Source organism: Streptomyces sp. BRA346 (genome assembly GCF_052851135.1).
The window spans coordinates 383,401-400,919 of the sequence record NZ_JAIWIH010000005.1; the positions used below are offsets into that span (position 1 = coordinate 383,401).

The 17,519-nt window shown below is 74.5% G+C and carries 15 protein-coding genes; 7 read left to right on the forward strand and 8 right to left on the reverse strand.

Annotated elements, in window-relative coordinates; genetic code table 11:
* Positions 1–21 precede the first annotated feature (21 nt).
* Positions 22–3,444 carry a hypothetical protein gene (locus tag LCH29_RS08465; protein WP_446461077.1) on the forward strand — a complete coding sequence of 1,141 codons (3,423 nt, stop codon included), beginning with the start codon at positions 22–24 and terminating at the stop codon, positions 3,442–3,444.
* 17 nt (positions 3,445–3,461) lie between these two features.
* On the opposite strand, the gene LCH29_RS08470 is transcribed toward LCH29_RS08465, so the two are convergent.
* Entirely contained in the window at positions 3,462–5,045 is a 1,584-nt protein-coding gene (locus LCH29_RS08470; RefSeq protein WP_446461078.1) for a helix-turn-helix domain-containing protein, read from the reverse strand.
* A 210-nt stretch (positions 5,046–5,255) separates the two neighbouring features.
* On the opposite strand from LCH29_RS08470, the gene LCH29_RS08475 reads away from it, so the two are divergent.
* Together LCH29_RS08475 and LCH29_RS08480 are read left to right on the forward strand one after the other, a co-directional pair.
* Positions 5,256–5,873: a hypothetical protein gene (locus LCH29_RS08475; protein WP_446461079.1), complete on the forward strand. Its 618-nt coding sequence runs from the start codon at positions 5,256–5,258 to the stop codon at positions 5,871–5,873.
* 115 nt (positions 5,874–5,988) lie between these two features.
* A complete protein-coding gene (locus LCH29_RS08480) occupies positions 5,989–6,672 on the forward strand; it encodes a GOLPH3/VPS74 family protein (RefSeq protein WP_446461080.1) in 684 nt (227 codons plus the stop codon).
* 66 nt (positions 6,673–6,738) lie between these two features.
* On the opposite strand, the gene LCH29_RS08485 is transcribed toward LCH29_RS08480, so the two are convergent.
* Positions 6,739–7,155 carry an SsgA family sporulation/cell division regulator gene (locus LCH29_RS08485; RefSeq protein WP_123099731.1) on the reverse strand — a complete coding sequence of 139 codons (417 nt, stop codon included), beginning with the start codon at positions 7,153–7,155 and terminating at the stop codon, positions 6,739–6,741.
* Between the two features lie 247 nt (positions 7,156–7,402).
* Between LCH29_RS08485 and LCH29_RS08490 the strand changes: the two genes are divergently transcribed.
* The 3 genes from LCH29_RS08490 (at position 7,403) to LCH29_RS08500 (ending at position 10,848) form a co-directional block, all read left to right on the forward strand.
* Entirely contained in the window at positions 7,403–8,926 is a 1,524-nt protein-coding gene (locus tag LCH29_RS08490) for an RNA polymerase sigma factor (RefSeq protein ID WP_446461081.1), read from the forward strand.
* A gap of 108 nt (positions 8,927–9,034) precedes the next feature.
* Positions 9,035–10,117, forward strand: coding sequence for a WD40/YVTN/BNR-like repeat-containing protein (locus tag LCH29_RS08495; protein WP_446461287.1), 1,083 nt, complete (start codon positions 9,035–9,037; stop codon positions 10,115–10,117).
* An 11-nt stretch (positions 10,118–10,128) separates the two neighbouring features.
* A complete protein-coding gene (locus tag LCH29_RS08500) occupies positions 10,129–10,848 on the forward strand; it encodes an endonuclease V (protein WP_446461082.1) in 720 nt (239 codons plus the stop codon).
* Between the two features lie 26 nt (positions 10,849–10,874).
* Here LCH29_RS08500 and LCH29_RS08505 read toward each other — a convergent pair whose 3' ends face one another.
* Positions 10,875–12,152 (reverse strand): hypothetical protein, encoded by a 1,278-nt coding sequence (locus LCH29_RS08505; protein WP_446461083.1) that lies wholly within the window; start codon positions 12,150–12,152, stop codon positions 10,875–10,877.
* Between the two features lie 221 nt (positions 12,153–12,373).
* Here LCH29_RS08505 and LCH29_RS08510 point away from each other — a divergent pair, with 221 nt between their 5' ends.
* The gene (locus LCH29_RS08510; protein WP_446461084.1) at positions 12,374–12,598 is read left to right on the forward strand and encodes a lasso RiPP family leader peptide-containing protein; all 225 of its coding nucleotides are present in this window, start codon (positions 12,374–12,376) and stop codon (positions 12,596–12,598) included.
* Positions 12,599–12,669: 71 nt separating this feature from the next.
* On the opposite strand, the gene LCH29_RS08515 is transcribed toward LCH29_RS08510, so the two are convergent.
* From LCH29_RS08515 to LCH29_RS08535, 5 genes are all read right to left on the reverse strand, one after another.
* Positions 12,670–14,559: an ATP-binding cassette domain-containing protein gene (locus tag LCH29_RS08515; RefSeq protein WP_446461085.1), complete on the reverse strand. Its 1,890-nt coding sequence runs from the start codon at positions 14,557–14,559 to the stop codon at positions 12,670–12,672.
* 179 nt (positions 14,560–14,738) lie between these two features.
* Positions 14,739–15,155, reverse strand: a complete 417-nt coding sequence (locus LCH29_RS08520; RefSeq protein WP_446461086.1) for a lasso peptide biosynthesis B2 protein — start codon at positions 15,153–15,155, stop codon at positions 14,739–14,741.
* Entirely contained in the window at positions 15,152–15,448 is a 297-nt protein-coding gene (locus LCH29_RS08525; RefSeq protein ID WP_446461087.1) for a PqqD family protein, read from the reverse strand. Before LCH29_RS08525 ends, LCH29_RS08520 begins: the two co-directional genes overlap by 4 nt.
* Positions 15,442–17,187, reverse strand: coding sequence for an asparagine synthase-related protein (locus LCH29_RS08530; RefSeq protein WP_446461088.1), 1,746 nt, complete (start codon positions 17,185–17,187; stop codon positions 15,442–15,444). Before LCH29_RS08530 ends, LCH29_RS08525 begins: the two co-directional genes overlap by 7 nt.
* A gap of 85 nt (positions 17,188–17,272) precedes the next feature.
* On the reverse strand, positions 17,273–17,443 hold the full coding sequence (locus tag LCH29_RS08535; RefSeq protein ID WP_446461089.1) for a hypothetical protein: 171 nt from the start codon (positions 17,441–17,443) through the stop codon (positions 17,273–17,275).
* Between the last annotated feature and the right edge of the window lie 76 nt (positions 17,444–17,519).

Here is a 17,519-nt window from a genome sequence, read left to right on the forward strand (position 1 = left end):
GGGCCGGGGAGAATCCTCCGCATGGTGTACGACCCCGACGCGCCCCGCGCCCTCGCCGACGAACTGATCGCCGCCCTCGACCCCCTGCCCTATCCGCGGCGCATGCGGGAGCTGGCCGCGCGGGTGCGGGCGGCCAGCGCCCAGGGCCAACTGGCCGGGCTCGTCGGGGAGTTGACGGGGCGCGGGGCGTACGAGGAGCGGCTGGCCGCCGCCGCGGCCGCCATCGGCGGGCGGACCGGCCACCTGGAGACGCTGCTCACCGACCCCGACCCCCTGGTGCGGTGTCACGCCCTGAGAGGTGCCGGGTCCGGGGCGCGGGTCCGGGACGAGGCGCTGGAGGCGGCGTTCGAGGACGCGCCCGCCGCCGTACGGCGCCAGCTGATCCGCGCCGTCGTCGCCCAGCGCCGCACCGCCCTCGCCGACCGGCTGATCGACCCGCTGCGGGAACGCTGGGGCGACGCCGAGGCGGCCCGGCTGCTGCCCGGTTGCGGGGCGGACACCGTCGTACGGCTGCTGCCCGCGCTGTTCCACGCGGTCGGCAGCTGGCGGCCCCTCACCACCCGCCACCCCGCCGCCGTCCTCGACGAGGCCGAACGGCAGCTGACCGCGCTGCCCGTGGCGCTGCGTACCGACTGGTGGCTGCGGTACGCGCCCGGCGTGGCGCTCGCCGCCCGCGCCGAACCCCACCGTGTCCTGGACCTGCTGGAGCGGCGGTGCCACGGCCAACTGCCCCCACCGCTCCGGCACCGGCTGGGCACGCTGGTGGCCGCCGACCCCGGACGTACGCTCGATCTGCTGCTCACGCCCGAACACGCGCAGCTGCAGCGCGGCCGGGGGCTGGAACGGGCCGTACTGCGCCGCCTGGTGAGGGCCGACCCGCCCGAACTCGACGCCCTGGGCCGGGCCCTGGCCCACGACGCGGAGGCCCTGGCGCGGCTGCTCGCCGCCCTGCCGCCCGCCCGCCGCGCCGCCTTCTTCGACGCCGCCACCGCCGAACACGACGCCTCCCACGCCGTCCTGGCACCCGCCGTCCTCGACGCCCTGCCGCGCCCGCGCCGCCAGGCGGAGGCGCGCCGCATGGCCACGCAGGCGCGCGAGCGCGGCGCGCACTGGACCACGGTGCTCGAAGCGGTCGCGTACCTGCCGGTCGAGGAGGCGCGGGAGGAGCTGCTGGCGGCCACCCGCCGCCCCGCCGCGGACGACCGCGCCACCGCCTACCCGCTGCTGATCCGCAACGCCGCCCGTTCCGGCGACCCGGACGCCGTCACCGCGCTGCTGGGGCAGTTGGAGCGGCTGCGCAACGAGCAGGACCCGGTGCGCCACGCCGCCCTCGACGCGCTCGCCGCGACCCCGCCCGCCCTGTTCACCGACGACGCCGCCGAACTCCTGGACCGGGTCGCCACCGACGCCATCCAGGCCCGCGACTCCTCCACCGCCACCCGGCAGGCGCTGCGCCGCCTCGCCGTCGCCCTGCTGCGCGAACACGCCGCCACCGGGCGGCGCGAACTGCTCGGCTGGGCGCTGCGCACCGTCACCCGGCTCGCGGGCAGCGTCGGCGCCGCCGACCTCGGCCGCCTCGACCACCGGCTGCGGCGCGGCCAGGAACACACCGTCTTCGAGGCGCTGCGCCCCTGGCTGGAGGCGGGCGCCGAACGCGTCGACCACGAGCTGACCTTCGCCCTCGCCCGCTCCCTCGGACGGCGCGCCCACACCATGTCCGAGCTTCAGGAACTGCTGTGGCAGGCCATCGCCTTCGGCCGCGGCGAAACCGCCCGCACCGCGATCGCCCGGTGGCTGGAGCCGCCACGCGAACGGGACGACCGGGTGGCCGAACTCCTCGCCCAGGAGCCCTCGGCCGCCGTCCTGCCCCCGGTCCTGGCCGTGCTGACCCGGCGCCGCACCGACCTGCTCGACCTCGTGCTCGGCGACACCCCGCCCTACGGCCGCTTCCTCACCCACGGCACCCACTGGACGCCGCCCACCGGCCGCGACACCGCCCGCTGGCTGCCCCGCCAACAGACCGCCGCCGCCCGCCTGCTGGCCAGGGCCGCCGCCGACACCACTCTGCCGCAGCCCGAACGCGCCTCCGCGATCGCCCGCGCCGCGCCGCTGGACGAGGGCACCCCGCTGGTCAGGACGTGGGCCGCCGCCGAGGACGTGGTGCTCGCCGAGGCCGCGCTCGCCGCCCTGCCCCACACCCGGCGCCCCGGGGACGCCCTGCCGCTGCTGCTCGCCCACGCGGGCGGCGACCGCGCGCGGGTGGCGGTGTACGCGGCGGCCAGGGCCGCCCGGTACGTCGCACCGTCCCGGCTGGACCGGCTCATCCGCGGCGTCCTCGCGCCCGACGGCGTCGCCACCGCCGTACCGTCCGTCCCGGCCAAGGTCACCAGCCGCAAGGAGGCCGCCCGGATCGCCGCCACCCACCTCCCCGCACCCGACGCTGCCACCCTCCTCGCCGACGCCCAGGGGCTCCCCGGCCAGCACCCCGACGTCCAGGCCGTCTGCGTCCGCTTCGCGACCCGGCTGCTCGGCACCAAACGCGCCTGGGAACTGCTGACCGCCGCCGCCGGCGGGCGCCGCGAACTGCGCCACGCCGTCCTGCACGCCCGGCCGCTCGACCTCCCCGAACTCCACCGCGAGCGCTACGCCCAGCTCATCCGCGTCGTCTGCGACACCGAGGACCCCGAGGTGGCCGCCTCCGGCCACGCGGCGCTCGCCCGCTGGTCGCCCTGGGCACCGGACGCGGCCGCGCTGCTGGTCGCGGCCGTCACCGACCTCGGCAACCGGGCCAGTTGGCGGTCCGCCGCCGACGCCCTGCTCGCCCTCATGGCCGCCGCGCCCGACGGCACCTCCGAGGACAACCCGCTCGCCTGGGCGCTGGCCGCCCTCGTCACCGCCGACGCCCGCACCGGCATGCCCGACGCCGAACCGGACCGCGACCGGCCCGCCCGCCAGCGCATCCGCCACCTGGCCACCCGGCTCGCCCGGCACGGGCGGACGCGGCCGCGGGAGATGCGGCGCCACGCGCTGGGCGCCGCCGAACTCCTCGCCGGATACGAGACGTTCGTCCCCGAGGCCGCCCAGGTCCTCGTCCACGCCCTCGACCTGGACGCCCGGCCGAGCGCGCTCACCGCCGCGCTCGCCCGCCTCGCCCGGCTGCACACCTCCCGCCCCGCGCTCGCCGCCCGCACCGCCGACGTCCTGCGGGACCGGCTCGACGCGGCGTCCCGGCCGGGCGGGCGGGAGGGGCTGCTGCGCGCCGCGTGGCAGCTGGAGGAGGACGGCGGACACGCCGCCGGGCTCTTCGCCGCGGTGCTCACCGGCGTCGGCGGCCCCCGTACGGAATGGGCGGAGCCCTGGCGGGAGCGGGTGCGGGGCCTGCGGCGGCATCCGCACCCGGATGTGCGGGACGCGGCGCTGCGGCTGACGACGGCGGGGGAGTAGGGGCCTTCAGCCGCTCCTCAGCCGCCCTCGCGCCAGGCCCCTTCGCCGTAGTCGTACCCGTACGTGGGACGGCCCTTGATGCCGCTGGTGCGGAACGGCGCGCCGTTGTCGTCGATCCGCACCGTCCCGGAGCGGTCCCCGCTCGTCCAGTCCAGCTCCAGGTACCAGCGGCAGTCGCAGCCCGCCGTACGGGCGTTGATCAGCAGCACCTCCGGGTCCGACGCCGAGACGCGGTACGGGAAGCGGACGGCGGGGATCGGCTTGCCCTCGTCGTTGCCGTCGGTGGGGCGGGCCTGCGGGCGGGCGGCGTCCAGGTCGACGGAGAAGGCGCGCGGGGTGAGGGCGCCGCCGCAGCCGTTCTCCATGGCGAACGACGACCAGGCGAGCGGCGTACGGCGCCCCACGACCCGTACGTGCAGGGCCCGCAGCACGACCGCGGACTCCGCCCGCCCCTGAACGGTCGCCTCGACGTTGGTGGTCCCGCCGTGCACCGCGTCATGGGCGGCGGCCCAGGCCGGGGCGTCCCGCTCGGTGGGCGGCGGGGCGACGTCGGCGGGCGACCGGTCGATGAGGTAGCGGTGGTCGCAGCCGTTCTCCCAGACGTGGGAGCGGGTGCTGAGGGTGAGGGGCAGGCGGGCGGAACCGTTCCGGGGCGGGCGGGACGCGCCGGGCGTGGCCGTCGCCTCGCCGTCGCGCCGTCCCGGCTTCCCGCTGTGCGGCGCGCCCGACGGTGTCTTGTCGCCGAGCTCCTTACGGAGATGGCCGCGGGCGGTGGGCCCGGCGGCGGGCGGACGCGTGGCGGGGGCCTTGGGCGTCGCCGATGCCGGGGGCGAGGCGGCGGCGTGGTGCCCCGGCGCGCCGCCACCGCCCGACGACCGCACCTCCACGGCCGTGACGGCGAGGACCACGACGGCCGCCGCGCCCGCCACCAGCGCCCACGGCCGGGTACGCCACGCGGCGCGGGCCGTACCGCCTGACGCCGCGTCGCCTGACGCCGCCCCGTCTGACGCTGTCCCGCCTGACGCCGCGTCGCCTGTCGCCGTCCCGCCTGACGCCGCCTGGCCTGACGCCACGTCGGCCGAGACGGCCCGTAAGTGCGCCCGCGTGGTGCCGCCGGTCGCCGAGTCGGCCCGGGCGGCCCCGGCAAGCGGCCGGACCCGCCCCTGCGCCGCCGCCCGGATCTGCCCTCCGGTCTGCCCGTCCCCGGTCTGCCCGGCCTTGGCCCGCCCGGTCCCGGGCCCTCCTCCGGCGTCCGGCCGACCCTCGGCGGGACCGGCGGGCGTAGCCGTCGCCGCGCCCGGTCCGTCGGGCTCGTCCGCCGGAGCCGTCCGCCGCGCAGACCGGTGCGCCGACCGGTGCGCGTCGGCGAGGACCCAGCGGCGGTGGAGGGCGATCAGCTCCTCCGGGGTCGCGCCGCACAGGCGGGCGAAGCGCTCCACCGGGGCGTAGTCCGTGGGGACCGCGTCGCCGTTGCAGTAGCGGTGCAGCGTGGACGGGCTGACGTGCAGGCGTGTGGCCAAGACCCCGTAGCTGCGGCCCGAACGCTCCTTCAGCGCACGCAGGCTCTCCGCGAACTCCTCGACCTCATCGGCTCTGCCCACCGGCCCCATCCCCCTCCTCGTACCGCTGGAACGTCCCGCGGGCGCGTTCCAGGGTGGTGTCATCCCCCCAAGTCAGCGTACGTGGAGGCATTCCCGCGTCCCGGATGCCACGCCTGCCGTAGCGGCCGCGGCGCGGCGCCGCGCAGGCTCGTCGCATCGATTCGCACTCCTGCGAACTCCTACGCACTCCTACGAAGCGGGGAACCTTCCATGCGCATGTCTTCGCAACGCCTCCGCGCCGCCGCCCTCGGCGCCCTCACCGCGGCCGCCCTGGTGGCGGGGTCCGCGACCGCCACCGCGGCCCCGGGCACGCCCGGCCACCTCGTACCGAAGGACCTGCCGCCGCACCCGTCGTCGGACTGGTACGCGAGCGACGTCACCCCGGGGCTGCCCGGACACGTCCCCTTCTGCGTCGAGGACACGCTGCCCTCGGCCGGGGCCACCCATCGGACCTTCTGGACCGAGTACGACACGTCCGCGAGCCAGATCGTGGTCAAGGCCGCCACCGTGGACGCCGCGCGCAAGCTCGCCGCGGCGGCCGAGAAGAAGGTGCGGAACTGCGCCGCCGACTGGGAGGGCGACTTCCCCGAGGGCACGGCGTCCTGGCGGGACTACGGCACGCTCCCGGCCGAGGACGGTGCCCATGTGTACGGCGTCCACACCTCGTACCCGGACTCGGAGCCGGGCATCCACCTGTACGGGGTCGGGCGGGACGGGCGGACCGTCACCGTCGTCGCGTGGGGCGAGATGGGGACGTACGAGCACGCTCCGGTCGACGCGTTCCGGCGGACGACCACCACGGCGGTCGTGAAGCTGTACCACCCGTAACGGTGGTGCGGGGGCGACGCGCACACACAGGGGGGTGCGCGTCGCCGTCGCCGGGGGAGGGCACTCGCCCTAAGGTCGGTGCACCCGCCCGACCGGATCATGCCCGGAGGATCCCGTGCCGAACGGTTCGCTCTCGCTCGCCGCCACCCTCTACCTGCTCGCCTTCGACCCGGGCAGCGGCAAGCCCGTCACCCATCTGGGCTATCTCGTCCAGGCCGGGGCGCTCACCGAACTCGCGCAGCGCGAGCTGCTCGTCGACGCGGAGGGCTGTCCGAAGCCGCTGCCGGACGCGCGGACCGGGGACCCGGCGCTGGACGGGCTGCTGGAGGTGATCGAGGAGTCCCGGCCGCGCACCTGGGGGACCTGGGTGGGGCATCACGCGCAGCTGACGGAGAAGGCGGTACGGCACCAGCTGCGGGCGGCCGGGTATGTGCACGTGACCTCACGGCGGGTGCTCGGTGTGTTCCCGGTCAAGGAGTACGGGCTGGAACGGTCGCAGCTGGTCGCGGAGATGCGGGACGAGGCGGTGCGCGTCCTGTATGGGGCACAGCCCGCGGCCGAGGTGTCCGAGCGGGACGCCGCGCTGATCGCGCTCGCCGCGGCGGGCGGGGTGACGACCGTCGTCACCCACAAGGACATCAAGGCGCACCGGAGGCGGATCGCGGAGCTGGAGGCGCGCAGCGGCGCGCCGGGGGCCGCGCTGGGGGGCGTGGTCGACCATGTGCGGGCGGGACTCGCCGCCGCGGTCGCCACGGCGCTGTCGGCGGCGACCACCGCCGCGGCCACGACCACCAACTGACCCGGTTGCCGGGCGAACGGATTTCTCGCGGTTTCTCTGGGTTTCTCCGGGTTCCTTGGGTTTCCCTCAGGAGCAGTCTCTGAGCAGGGACGCCAGCCCGTCGTCCAGGTCCAGCTCCCCGCCCTCGGCCCCCTCCGGCACCACCGCGTACGAGCGGCCCAGGAACCGCCGCAGGTCCGCGGTGTCGAACTGCACCATCGCCATGCCCTCGGGCGCGTGGAACTCCAGCACGGTGCGCTGCGTTCCGCACGGCCACATCTGGACGTCCCCGCTGCCCGCGGGGCCGCGCAGTCCGGCAGCGAGCAGTTCGCGCCCGAAGGTCCACTCCACGGCGGAACCGTCGAGGGACGCGGTGGGCGGGAAGGAGACGCGGACGGCGAACGGGTCGTCGCGCTCGTAGCGCAGGCACGCCGGGATGGCGCGTGCTTCCGGGGTCGACGCGATGAGGTGGGCCTGGACTGCTTGGTCGATGACAGTGGTCACAACGCCTGCTCCCTTGCGATTGCGATCGGTGCGGGTCCTCGCCGTCTCTACGTCCATAAGACGTACGGGCTCACTGGCCAGTGCACCCGCGCGGGGCGTGACGTGCGTCACGACCGGTTTTTCGGGGGGACATACGGCATTTAGGCTTGCGAAATCCATGCACGGTCTCGGGTGCCGTGCGGAGCTGTTACAAAACTTCCGCCGCACTCCGCTCTCCCGAGGCACCCACCCCAGGGGTTGTTCCACCATGACCGAACGTCCAGCGGCGCCGGACGCGGCCGCGTACACCCGGCTCTACGAATCCGAATATCCACGACTTGTCGGGTACGCCCGCACCCTCACCGGCAACCCCTGGACGGCGGGAGACCTCGTCGCCGAGGCGCACTTCCGCGTCTGGCGGCGGCTGCGCGCGGGGGAGGCCATCGACGTCGACGCCATACCGGGCGAACTGACGGGCGTCATCCGCGGGCTCGCCGTGGCCTCGGTGAACTGGGGCCCGCCGCAGCAGTCCTCGCTGCTCGAACCGCTGATACGGGTCCTCGGCGAGCTGCCGCAGCGCTGGGTCACGGCGCTCTGGCTCGCCGAGGCGGAGGACCTGTCGCCGGAGGAGGCGGCCCGTCGTACGCGGACGACCGGCGAGGCCGCGGCCGCGCTCGTGGAGCGGGCCCGGGAGAGCCTGCGCCGCGAGTTCCTGCGCGCGCAGCCGGGTACCGCGGCGAGCGCGGCGTGCGGTGGCCACTGGGACGCGCTGCCCGGCCATGTGCAGGGCACGGACGACCCGCACCAGGCCGAGCGGATCGCCGTGCACATCGACGGCTGCCGGGACTGCCGGTCCCGGATGGAGCGGCTGGTGGCGGCCGACGGCCGACTGGCCGCGCTGACCGGCCCGGCGCTGCTGGCGCTGTACGACCGGGGCACCGCGCCGTATCTGCGGCCACTGGTCGCCGCGGGCGGCTGGGCCGCGACGGGCGCCGCGGCCGCGGGCGCCGGGACCGCTGGGGTGGGCGGTCCGGCGACCGTGCCGATCGGTGCTTCGCACGCGGCTCCGGCGAACGGCCCGCTGGTCTCCAGCCGCCGGTCGATGCGTCACTTGATGCACGGGCAGGTGCGCGAGGCGGGGCCGGTCGCGGTCGCGGTGGCCGGGGCCGGGGTGCTGTTCGTCGCGGGTGCGGCGGTCATGACGGGGCTCGCCCTCACCAATGGCGGCGCGGCGGAGGCGGGTCAGCCCGCGGCGGCGTCGGCGCCGAGTCACAAGCCTTCCGACTCCTCGCCTTCGTCGGGTTCGTCCGGTACGGGCGCGGCCGACGCCGCGTCGCGGAAGCCGGACGCGCCGCGGACGGACGGCACGCGTGAGGCGTCCCGGAGCAAGCCGTCCACGAAGACGCCGGGCCCGTCGGACGTGCCGTCGAGCGCGGTGTCCCCCTCGCGGTCCACGCCGTCGTCCGCTCCTTCGGACCCGTCGTCGGACGCGCCGTCGGACGCGCCGTCGGAGAACCCGACGGAATCCTCGAAGCCGACCAAGTCGCCCAACCCCTCTGAATCCGGGTCGACTCCGACATCCGACCCCACCTCCGACCCCTCGTCGCCCTCGCAGGACCCGACGGACGGCGGCGGCTCGGACAGCGGTTCCGGCGGCGGCGGCGACAGCGACGGTGGCGGCACGAGCGACTCGCAGGGAACGCCGAGCCAGCCCGACAACCCGACCTCGGCGCCCACCGACGACTCGCAGAACTGCGTATCGCTGCTGGTGAAGCTCTGCGTGAACAAGTGACCCGGCACGGCTGACGGCCGATCGGCGGCGCCCGCGGATTCTCCGCGGGCGCCGCCGCGTTCTGGACGGCGTATCGCCCAGGGACTAGCTTCCCGCCCCATGACGGGCATGGGGATCATGGGCATGATGAGACGCATGGTGGCCGCCGGACTCTGCGGGGCGGCGCTCGCCGCCGCCCTCGCCTCGCCCGCGCAGGGCGAACCGGCCGGTGCGGCGGACGGCTTACGCGCCGGTTGGCGGCTGAAGGACAGCGGCACCGACGCCCGCTTCCGGGGACTCGCCGCCGTGAGCCGCCGGACCGCCTGGGTCGCGGGAACGAAGGGCACGGTGCTGCGGACCCGCGACGGGGGCCGCAGCTGGCGGAACGTGTCCCCGCCCGGTGCGGAGGGGCTGGAGTTCCGCGACATCGAGGCGTTCGGGGCGCGGCGCGCGGTGGTGCTGGCCATCGGCGAGGGCGAGGCGTCGCGCGTCTTCGTCACGGACGACGGCGGCACCACCTGGAGCGAGACGTTCCGTAACCCCGATCCGCGCGCCTTCTACGACTGCCTGACCTTCTTCGACGCGCGCCACGGCATCGCGCTCAGCGACCCGGTCGACGGCACGTACCGCATCCTCGGCACCGGTGACGGCGGCCGCACCTGGCGCGTGCTGCCCTCCGGCGGGATGCCCGCCGCGCAGCCGAGCGAGTCCGCGTTCGCCGCGAGCGGGCAGTGCCTGGTGAGCGCCGGACGCCGGGACGCGTGGTTCGCCACCGGAGGCGCCGCCACCGCCCGGGTCTTCCACACCGCCGACCGCGGCCGTACCTGGACCGTCGCCGACGCGCCGCTCCCCGCCGGTGACCCGGCCCGCGGCGTATTCGCCCTCGCCTTCCGCGACACCCGTCACGGCCTCGCCGTGGGCGGCGACTACCGTCCCGACCAGCCGTCCCCGCGCGCGGCCTGGACCCCGGCCACCCAGCCCCCGCCCGCCTACCGTTCGGGCGTCGCCTGGTTCCCGTACGGCCACCGCGCCGCTCTCGCGGTCGGACCGACCGGCACGGACGTGACGGCGGACGGCGGGCGCACCTGGCGCGCCCTCGATCCGGGCTCGTACGACGCGGTGGACTGCGCAGGGGACGGCGGTTGCTGGGCGTCGGGCGAGAAGGGCCGCATCGCCCGCCTGGAGCCGACCCGGGCAGGTGAGGGGCGGTAGCGTGACCGGTCATGACGAGCGCCATCGATCCCCGCTATGAACTCCCGCGCGACTGGCCCGCGACCGAGGCCGAGGCGACGGCCGTGCAGGAGCGGCTGCGGGGATCCGTCCGCGCGGAGGGCGGGGTCGTACCCGCCCCCGGCGGCGGAGCCGGGGCGGTCGTCGGGGTGGATGTGGCGTACGACGACGAACGCGGCGTCGTCGCGGCGGCCGCCGTCGCGCTGGACGCCCGCACCCTCGCCCTCGTCGGGGAGACGACGGCGGTCGGCCCGGTCACCTTCCCGTACGTGCCCGGGCTGCTGGCGTTCCGCGAGATCCCGGCCGTGCTGGACGCGCTCGGCGCCCTCGACCGGCTCGGCCACCGCCCCGACGTCGTGGTCTGCGACGGCTACGGCCTCGCCCACCCCCGCCGCTTCGGGCTGGCCAGCCACCTGGGGGTGCTCACCGGGCTGCCCGCGATCGGTGTCGCCAAGAACCCGTTCACCTTCCGCCACGACCCGCCCGGCCCGCGACGCGGCGACTGGGCGCCACTGCTCGACGGGGACGAGGAGGTCGGCCGGGCGCTGCGCACCCGGGACGGGGTGAAGCCGGTGTTCGTGTCCGTCGGCCACCGGGTGACCCTCGACGAGGCCTGCGCGTACACCCTCCACCTGGCCCGCGACTACCGGCAGCCCGAGACCACCCGCCGTGCCGACGCGCTGTGCCGCCGCGCGCTGGCGGATGCCCGCTGACGTCGAGTTCCCGGCACCGCACGTGATCACCGGAGCCGCAGAAACTCGACGGCTCGCTCATCCAGTTCAGCCGCACAGCGCACGCCGCGGGCACGGAAGCGGGCGAGATCCCTGCGCATCCGGGCCACTGCCTCACGGGTCCGGAGCGACCGCACCTCGTTCATGTGGTCCATCGCCCGGTTCCACGTGGCGCACGCCTGCTCGATGCCACCGTCCTTGAGCTGCATCTCGGCCCTCGCCACCAGGTCGAGGGCGACAATCCGTGCATAGCCCGCGGGGCGTGACGAGGCCGCGCGCGCGTACTGCTCCGCCGAGGCCTTCCGGTCCCCCAACGTCTCGTAGACCTTGGCATTGCGCGAGTAGACCGATGCGGCAGGCGGACCCCAGGTGAGAGCCCAGAACGGCACCTCGTCTCCACAGTCGGCGGCCAGGAGAGTACGCGCCCGCTCAGCCTCGGCAACAGCTGCATGTCGCTGCCGGGACTTGGCCAGGGTATGGGCGTGCACGACGCGGAAGAGGGCTTCGGTCTGCACATCGACCTTGCCCTTGGCACGGTTCAGCCCGGTCTCGGCCAGGGCCTGGCAGTGCTCGGGCCGGTGCAGCTTGAGCCCTTGCATGGCCATGGTGCGCATCACGAACCCATCGTGTCCGGGAATACCGGACTCGACGGCGAGTGCGTAGGACTGAAGGTAATAGCGCTGGGCCAGACCCTGCTGACCTGCGTCGTAGGATTTCCAGCCGATCAGGTGCACGCCTCGGCTGGCGGCGGAGAGCATGTGCTGGCGGATCTTGTCGCTATGGAAGCGACCGCGGCACAGAGGCGCGACGTCATCGCGCAGATACTGCACCAGGGCGCTACGTCCGTGCTGCCCACCGTGGCGTTCATCCATCTCGGAGAATAGCCGCACCATGTCGCGGACCGCTTCGACTTCCGCCATCCCGATGGTCTGGCCGGTGCGAGCTGCGGCGGTGCGGTCGGCGATCTCTCGGACGTACGACAGCGGCAGACTGGCAGCGGCGACCGAGTAGGCGGACGTGGTGAGGAAGCGGCGCCGGTTCAATTCTTGGCTCCACATCGGTAGCAGGGCATCCAGTGGATCTTCGCCGAGGGACAGGCCGAGGCTGTCGTCGTCCTCTTCGTACGGCGCGAGGCCCAGATCGTGAAGGGCCAGCAGGCGCCCGAGTCGGCGGGAGAGCGCTACGGCGAGATAGCGGCCGGTATCTCCTGCGGGGACGACACCGCTGATCCAGTGCTCGATGGTGGATTTGTTGGTCCGTAACGCCGTCCCGCACTCGGCGGCCACGGCGCATACCTCCTTGGCCAAGGACTGGTACGTCAGCCCGGACTCGGCGACGAGGTTTCGCAGCTGGTGATTCGGCGTGCGCTTGGCGATGAGTACCTGCCCATATACCCGATATACCGCTTGCCCTGCCCGACACCGTACCGCTGGCGCCGCGGCCTGAGTTGACTGTTCGCGTGCCCACTCCCGGGCACGACGGACTGAACACTACGGAGGTAGGAATCATGAACACGCAGACCACCGCTCCCGTCTACACCGCTCCGGTCGTTCTGGATGCCGGTGACGTCGTCGAGGTGACGCTGGGCACGAACAACTTCGACACCGCCGACGACTTCTCTGTCAAGTCCTGCGTGTTGAAGTTGGATGCGGCAGCAACGGCACACCCTCCACCTCGCGTAGAGTCCACACAGCTCAACGCTTCAGCCCGTCCCCTTGGGGGGACGGGCTGAAGCGTTGTCGGGCTCGCACTCCTCAGTTCATGGCCTCGCCGGGAATTCGATTGCGCGTGGGGCTTACTGGGTCACTGGTCTTCTTGGAGTTTGAGGAGTTCGTGGAATAGCCCTTGGTGTGCCAGTTCGTCGTACGTACCCATCTGCTCGATGCGGCCCTGGTGGAGCACGACGATGCGATCGGCGAGGCGAGTGTTGGCCAGACGGTGGGTGATGAATACGGTCGCCCGTCCTTCGGCGAGCGCCCTGAGCCGGGTGTAGATCCGGTGCTCGGCACGGGCGTCGAGCGCGGCGGTCGGCTCGTCCATCACCAGCACGGGGGCATCGCGGTGGAAGGCGCGAGCAACGGCGACGCGCTGCCACTGCCCTCCGGAGAGGTCGTGTCCTCCCCACCAGGAGCGGGCCAGGGAGGTGTCCAACCCGTGCGGCAGTGCGGCGATGACGGTGTCGGCGCCAGCTGCCTGGGCGGCGGCGTGCACGGCCGTGTCGCCTTCGGGCCGGGGCTGGCCGAGGGTGATGTTCTCCCGGGCGGCCAGCGGCCAGCGGGTGTAATCCTGCGGCACGAGCGCCACCTTCGACAGCACCTCGGCCGCGTCGGCGTCCGCCAGGTCCACGCCGTCCCACCTCACCGACCCGTTCGTGGGCAGGAACAGCCCGGTCAGCACGCGGGCCAGGGTGCTCTTGCCCGCGCCGTTCTCGCCGACCAGCGCGATGACCTCGCCGCGCTTGAGGTCCAGGTCGATGCCGTCGAGCGCGGGGGTGTCGGCACCGGGGTAGGTGAAGGAGACGTCCGTGGCGGTGATCACCTGCGGTCCGTCCTGGTCGACCGGGGCTGAACCACGGCGGGTCGTCCACGGCTTGGCCACGGCCAGGAAGCGGGCCCAGTCGTCCAGCGACAGCGAGGTGCGGAACAGCCGAGCGCCGGACCGCACCGTCGTGGCCAGCGCCGCGCCGGAAGTGCGTACGGCCAGGGCTGCGGTCCCGGCCGCGGCTAGTTCCATCCGGCCCGTGGCCACCAGGAGCACGAGCACGCCCCAGGTCGCGGCGGTGCCGACGGCCGTGAGCGCGTCGCCGATGCCTTGGACGACCAGGGCCTGCCTCGTCGCGCGGAGTTGTTCGGCCTCCAAGCGGCCGGAGACGATGCGGTACTGCCGAATGAGGAACCCGGCCATGGTGCCGGCGCGGACCTCGTCAGCGGTGGCCCGCTCCGTGGTGTACGCGCGGAAGACGTTGCGCAGGCGGGAGTCGGCGAGGTTGCGGTGGTGGGCGGCGTGCTCGATCCGCGCCCCCCGTACGGCGCCCCACGCACAGGGGATGACCGAAGCGACGAGCAGGGGCAGCATCACCGGGTGCAGCACGGTGACGACCGTCGCAGCGGCGGCCATCTGGGCCGCGGCCGAGGTCAGCTGCTGTGCGTCGAGGATGAGGTCGCCGGTCTTCTCGGCGCCGTCGGAGGCGGCTGCGTGGGCGTCCTCGAAGTCCGGGTCCTCGTACGCCACCAGCTCGGCGGCGGTGGCCGCGGTGATGACCTCCAAGTCGGCCTCGCGGACCACCTTCGGCGCAAGGCGAGCGGCGGACGCGCGGGCGGCGGCGTCCAGCAGGTAGCGGCCGGAGGCGGCGAGGACGAGCACGACCACGGCGGTCAGGTTCTCGCGCAACCCGGCGGCGATGTCGGGCCCGGTAAACACGGCAGACAGAACACGGGTGGTGGCCGCCAGCGCGGTCGCGGTGAGGGCAGCAGCGCCGATCTGGCAGGTGAGCAGGGTCAGAACGGCGTGGTGGTCGGTGCGCCAGCCGAGCCGGGCGGCCTGGGCGAGGGTGTGCGGGAGTCGGCGGGCTATCGCCCACGTGGACAGGTTGACGCTCGCCTCGAAGTGCCGGTCGGACGCCAGGCGCATGACCGGCGGCTGGCCCGCCGTGGTGGCGGGAGGAGCGGATACGGAAGAACTCACGCGCCCCATGAGGAAGCCGAACCAGGGGGCTGGGCAACGGGATTGTTCCCGCCGGACCGGGGATCACCCCTGGTCACCCAGCCCGCACCCGTCAGCGATGCTGCCAGCATTTCATCCGAACGGGTGACGCCGTGGTCCAGGGCCGGGGAGGCTCGGACTGGCCCCGGACCACAGCGGCACGGGAGCCGCTACGGAACGGCCAGGACCGGCATCCAGGGGCGGTCGACGGCGTCGGCTATGTCGCGGCCGACCGCGCCTTCGGGGACCTCGGCCCATGCGTGTGCGGCGTGGGGCAGGAAGCGGGCGCCGTGTACCCAGCGGGCCTGGCGGCCGGTGAGCGCGGTCGCGATGACGGTGGCGAGGCTCAGTTCCGCACACGCGATCCGGCCCGGCCACCACGAGGGAATCACCGCCAGCACCGCCGTATACAGGGCTTCCAGCCGGGCCAGGCGCGCGTACGGCAGGCCGCGCAGCAGCCGCACGGCGGCGAGTTTCCAGCGCAGCGGCAGCGGGCTCACGGTCAGGGAGCAGGCGAGTGCGACCGCGGCCACCAGGCGGTCGCGCCGCGGTGCGGTGGGCCGGGCGGTGGGGACTATGACCGTCATCGCCGCCACCACCTTCGCCGCACTCGCCGGGGCCGGTCTGTGTCGACGAGGACGCCGCCGGCCACCAGCTCGTCGACGAATGCGGCGATCTGGCTGCTGACCTGCTGCGGGTCCTGCCCGGTGGGGATGGCGATCTCGTCGGCGAGACCGGTGATGCCGCCGCGGACGGTGATGGCGTGCCAGATCCTGGAGGCGTCCTTATCGAGCATCAGCCACGTCTCCCGCTTCACGTCGAGCACTGCCGTGCCGTCCGGGCCCGTGGCGTGGTGGATGTGGTCGGCCGGGGTCAGCATGCCGCCTCCAGCGCGGTCGTCTGCCCGCTCAGCCACCAGCACGTGACGATGAGCTGGTGCAGGTCGGCGATCACCGTGGCGCTCTGGCCCCGGGCCGCCTGCGCGAGGGCGGCACGCACGGCCACGGGGTCGATCAGCCCGCCGGCCGCGAGCGGGCTGGAAGCGATCAGCTCGTCGAGCCATGTCCGGTGCCGGGCGAGTCCGGCGATGCGCTGGGCGGTGAACGATCCCTTCGAGCGGCGGGAGGTCAGCCAGTCCGGCAGTTGCGGCAGCCCGGCCCGCAGCAGCGGCTTGTACATCACCAATCCACGCCGGGCGAGGGCCGGGACGGCGAACGCGGCGCGGACGACGTTGTTGTCCAGGTAGGGATACACCGGCTTCACGCCGAGCGCGTCACCGTACGGGGCCCAACCCCGGGCCGAGGAGCCCACCGACCGCAGGGCGGCCCACTGGTCGAACTCGTCGGCCAGCTCCGGTTGCTGGTCGCGGATGGCCTGCCGCAGCAGCGCGGCGACCTGGTGGCGGCCGTATCCAGTCAGCCAGGACGCTCCGGCGCCCAGGCGGCACCACGACCAGCCTGTCACGGCGCCCTCCGGCGTGATGGGCCCGCGCTCCAAGTGCTCGGCGGAGCGTTCGAGGGAGCCGGCCCGGCCGAGGGCTGCGGCGTCCTTGAGGGCCTTCCAGTACGGGCCTGGGGCGGTGTTGCGCAGCCGGGCGAACGCTACGACCTGGCGGTGGGCCTCGCGGCGGCGGCCGTCCTGGAGCAGGCGGAGCCAACAGGAGCTCGATGCGTCCAGCACGACGTCGCCGCCGTGCCCGGTCAGGTGCAGCGGCAGTCCTCGTACGGGGCGCAGGTACGAGGCATCCATGCCGTACATCGCCGCCTCCAACACCGGCTCCACGCCGGTCGGCTGCCCGGCCGGAAAGCCGAACGGCAGCTGCACGTCGCCTCCGCGGGCCACCGTGTGCGCCACCCCCGTGTGCTCGGCGACGCGTGAGGCGAACGCCATGTCCTCCGCGCTGGTGAAGCCGTCCGTGTACGTGACCGCATGCACGGCCTGGGCGTCGGCGGCGAGCACGACGGCCGCCGAGGAGTCCAGCCCGCCGGACAGGTCCGCCCCCACAATCTCGCCGGCGGCGCGGACGCGGTGCTGGACGGCGTCGGTGAGCGCCTGCCCGAACAGCTCGGCGCCCTCTCGGAGCTCGTCCACGGGCTCGACGCCGGAGATGTCGACGAGCTGCGGCGGCCCTCCGGGCCTGAGCAGCAGTCCGAACCCGCCGGGCACCAGCCGGACCTCCTCGTACGGGCTGCGGTGCGGCCAGTGGTGCTCGCCCACCGTGAGCCGGGCCGCCAGGTGCGGCAGGTCCGGCACGAGCGGGCGTCCCAGCAGGCGGGCTTCGGTCGCCCACGCCGTCCCTTCGTCGCCGCGCAGCGTGTAGTACACGGCCCGGATGCCTGCCAGGTCGCCGCACACGAATCGCTGCCGCCCGTCGTCCGCAACCACCCAGTACGAGCCCGGCCACCGGGTCAGCTCGACCCACCGGCCCGCCCGCACGGCCGAAAGCGCGGCGGTCAGCTCCTGCTTGGTTGCCGGGCAGTCGCCCACGACGACGAGGGCGACCGGCCCCTCGGCGACCGCGCGCACCCGCGCGGCCGTGGCCCGGCGGACATCGCCGAGCCCGTCGATCGTCAATCCGTCCACGACGGCGGTGCCGCCGGTCATCCACTCCCGTTCCATCTGTTCGCCTCCCCTGTGACGCGCCCGGGGGCCGACCGCCGTAGCGGCCGGCCCCCGGGGTGCTCGGTCAGGTCTTGCGGGCTTGTCAGCCCTCGAAGTAGTTGGACTTGTCCGAGTCGTTGAACGTCTGGCGGCCCAGGGTGAGGGTCGCCACCGGGTGGGTGCTGATCTGCGGCGCGAAGCCGCCGGTGCTCGGCGCCGCGGCGGGCTTGTCCTCGACGGCGGGCTGGGTGGTGACGGTGGTCTGCTCGGCCATGACCGGCCTCCCTTGTCATCGGTGGATGTGAGGTGGTGCTGCCTCTATGTCACCGCGAGACAAAGTCCGTTCCCAG

Coding starts and splice junctions, on each gene's coding strand:
- LCH29_RS08465 (WP_446461077.1), top strand. CDS start 22: ATGGTGTACGACCCCGACGCGCCCCGCGCCCTCGCCGACGAACTGATC.
- LCH29_RS08475 (WP_446461079.1), top strand. CDS start 5,256: ATGCGCATGTCTTCGCAACGCCTCCGCGCCGCCGCCCTCGGCGCCCTC.
- LCH29_RS08490 (WP_446461081.1), top strand. CDS start 7,403: ATGACCGAACGTCCAGCGGCGCCGGACGCGGCCGCGTACACCCGGCTC.
- LCH29_RS08495 (WP_446461287.1), top strand. CDS start 9,035: ATGGGGATCATGGGCATGATGAGACGCATGGTGGCCGCCGGACTCTGC.
- LCH29_RS08500 (WP_446461082.1), top strand. CDS start 10,129: ATGACGAGCGCCATCGATCCCCGCTATGAACTCCCGCGCGACTGGCCC.
- LCH29_RS08510 (WP_446461084.1), top strand. CDS start 12,374: ATGAACACGCAGACCACCGCTCCCGTCTACACCGCTCCGGTCGTTCTG.
- LCH29_RS08515 (WP_446461085.1), bottom strand. CDS start 14,559: ATGGGGCGCGTGAGTTCTTCCGTATCCGCTCCTCCCGCCACCACGGCG.
- LCH29_RS08520 (WP_446461086.1), bottom strand. CDS start 15,155: ATGACGGTCATAGTCCCCACCGCCCGGCCCACCGCACCGCGGCGCGAC.
- LCH29_RS08525 (WP_446461087.1), bottom strand. CDS start 15,448: ATGCTGACCCCGGCCGACCACATCCACCACGCCACGGGCCCGGACGGC.
- LCH29_RS08530 (WP_446461088.1), bottom strand. CDS start 17,187: ATGGAACGGGAGTGGATGACCGGCGGCACCGCCGTCGTGGACGGATTG.
- LCH29_RS08535 (WP_446461089.1), bottom strand. CDS start 17,443: ATGGCCGAGCAGACCACCGTCACCACCCAGCCCGCCGTCGAGGACAAG.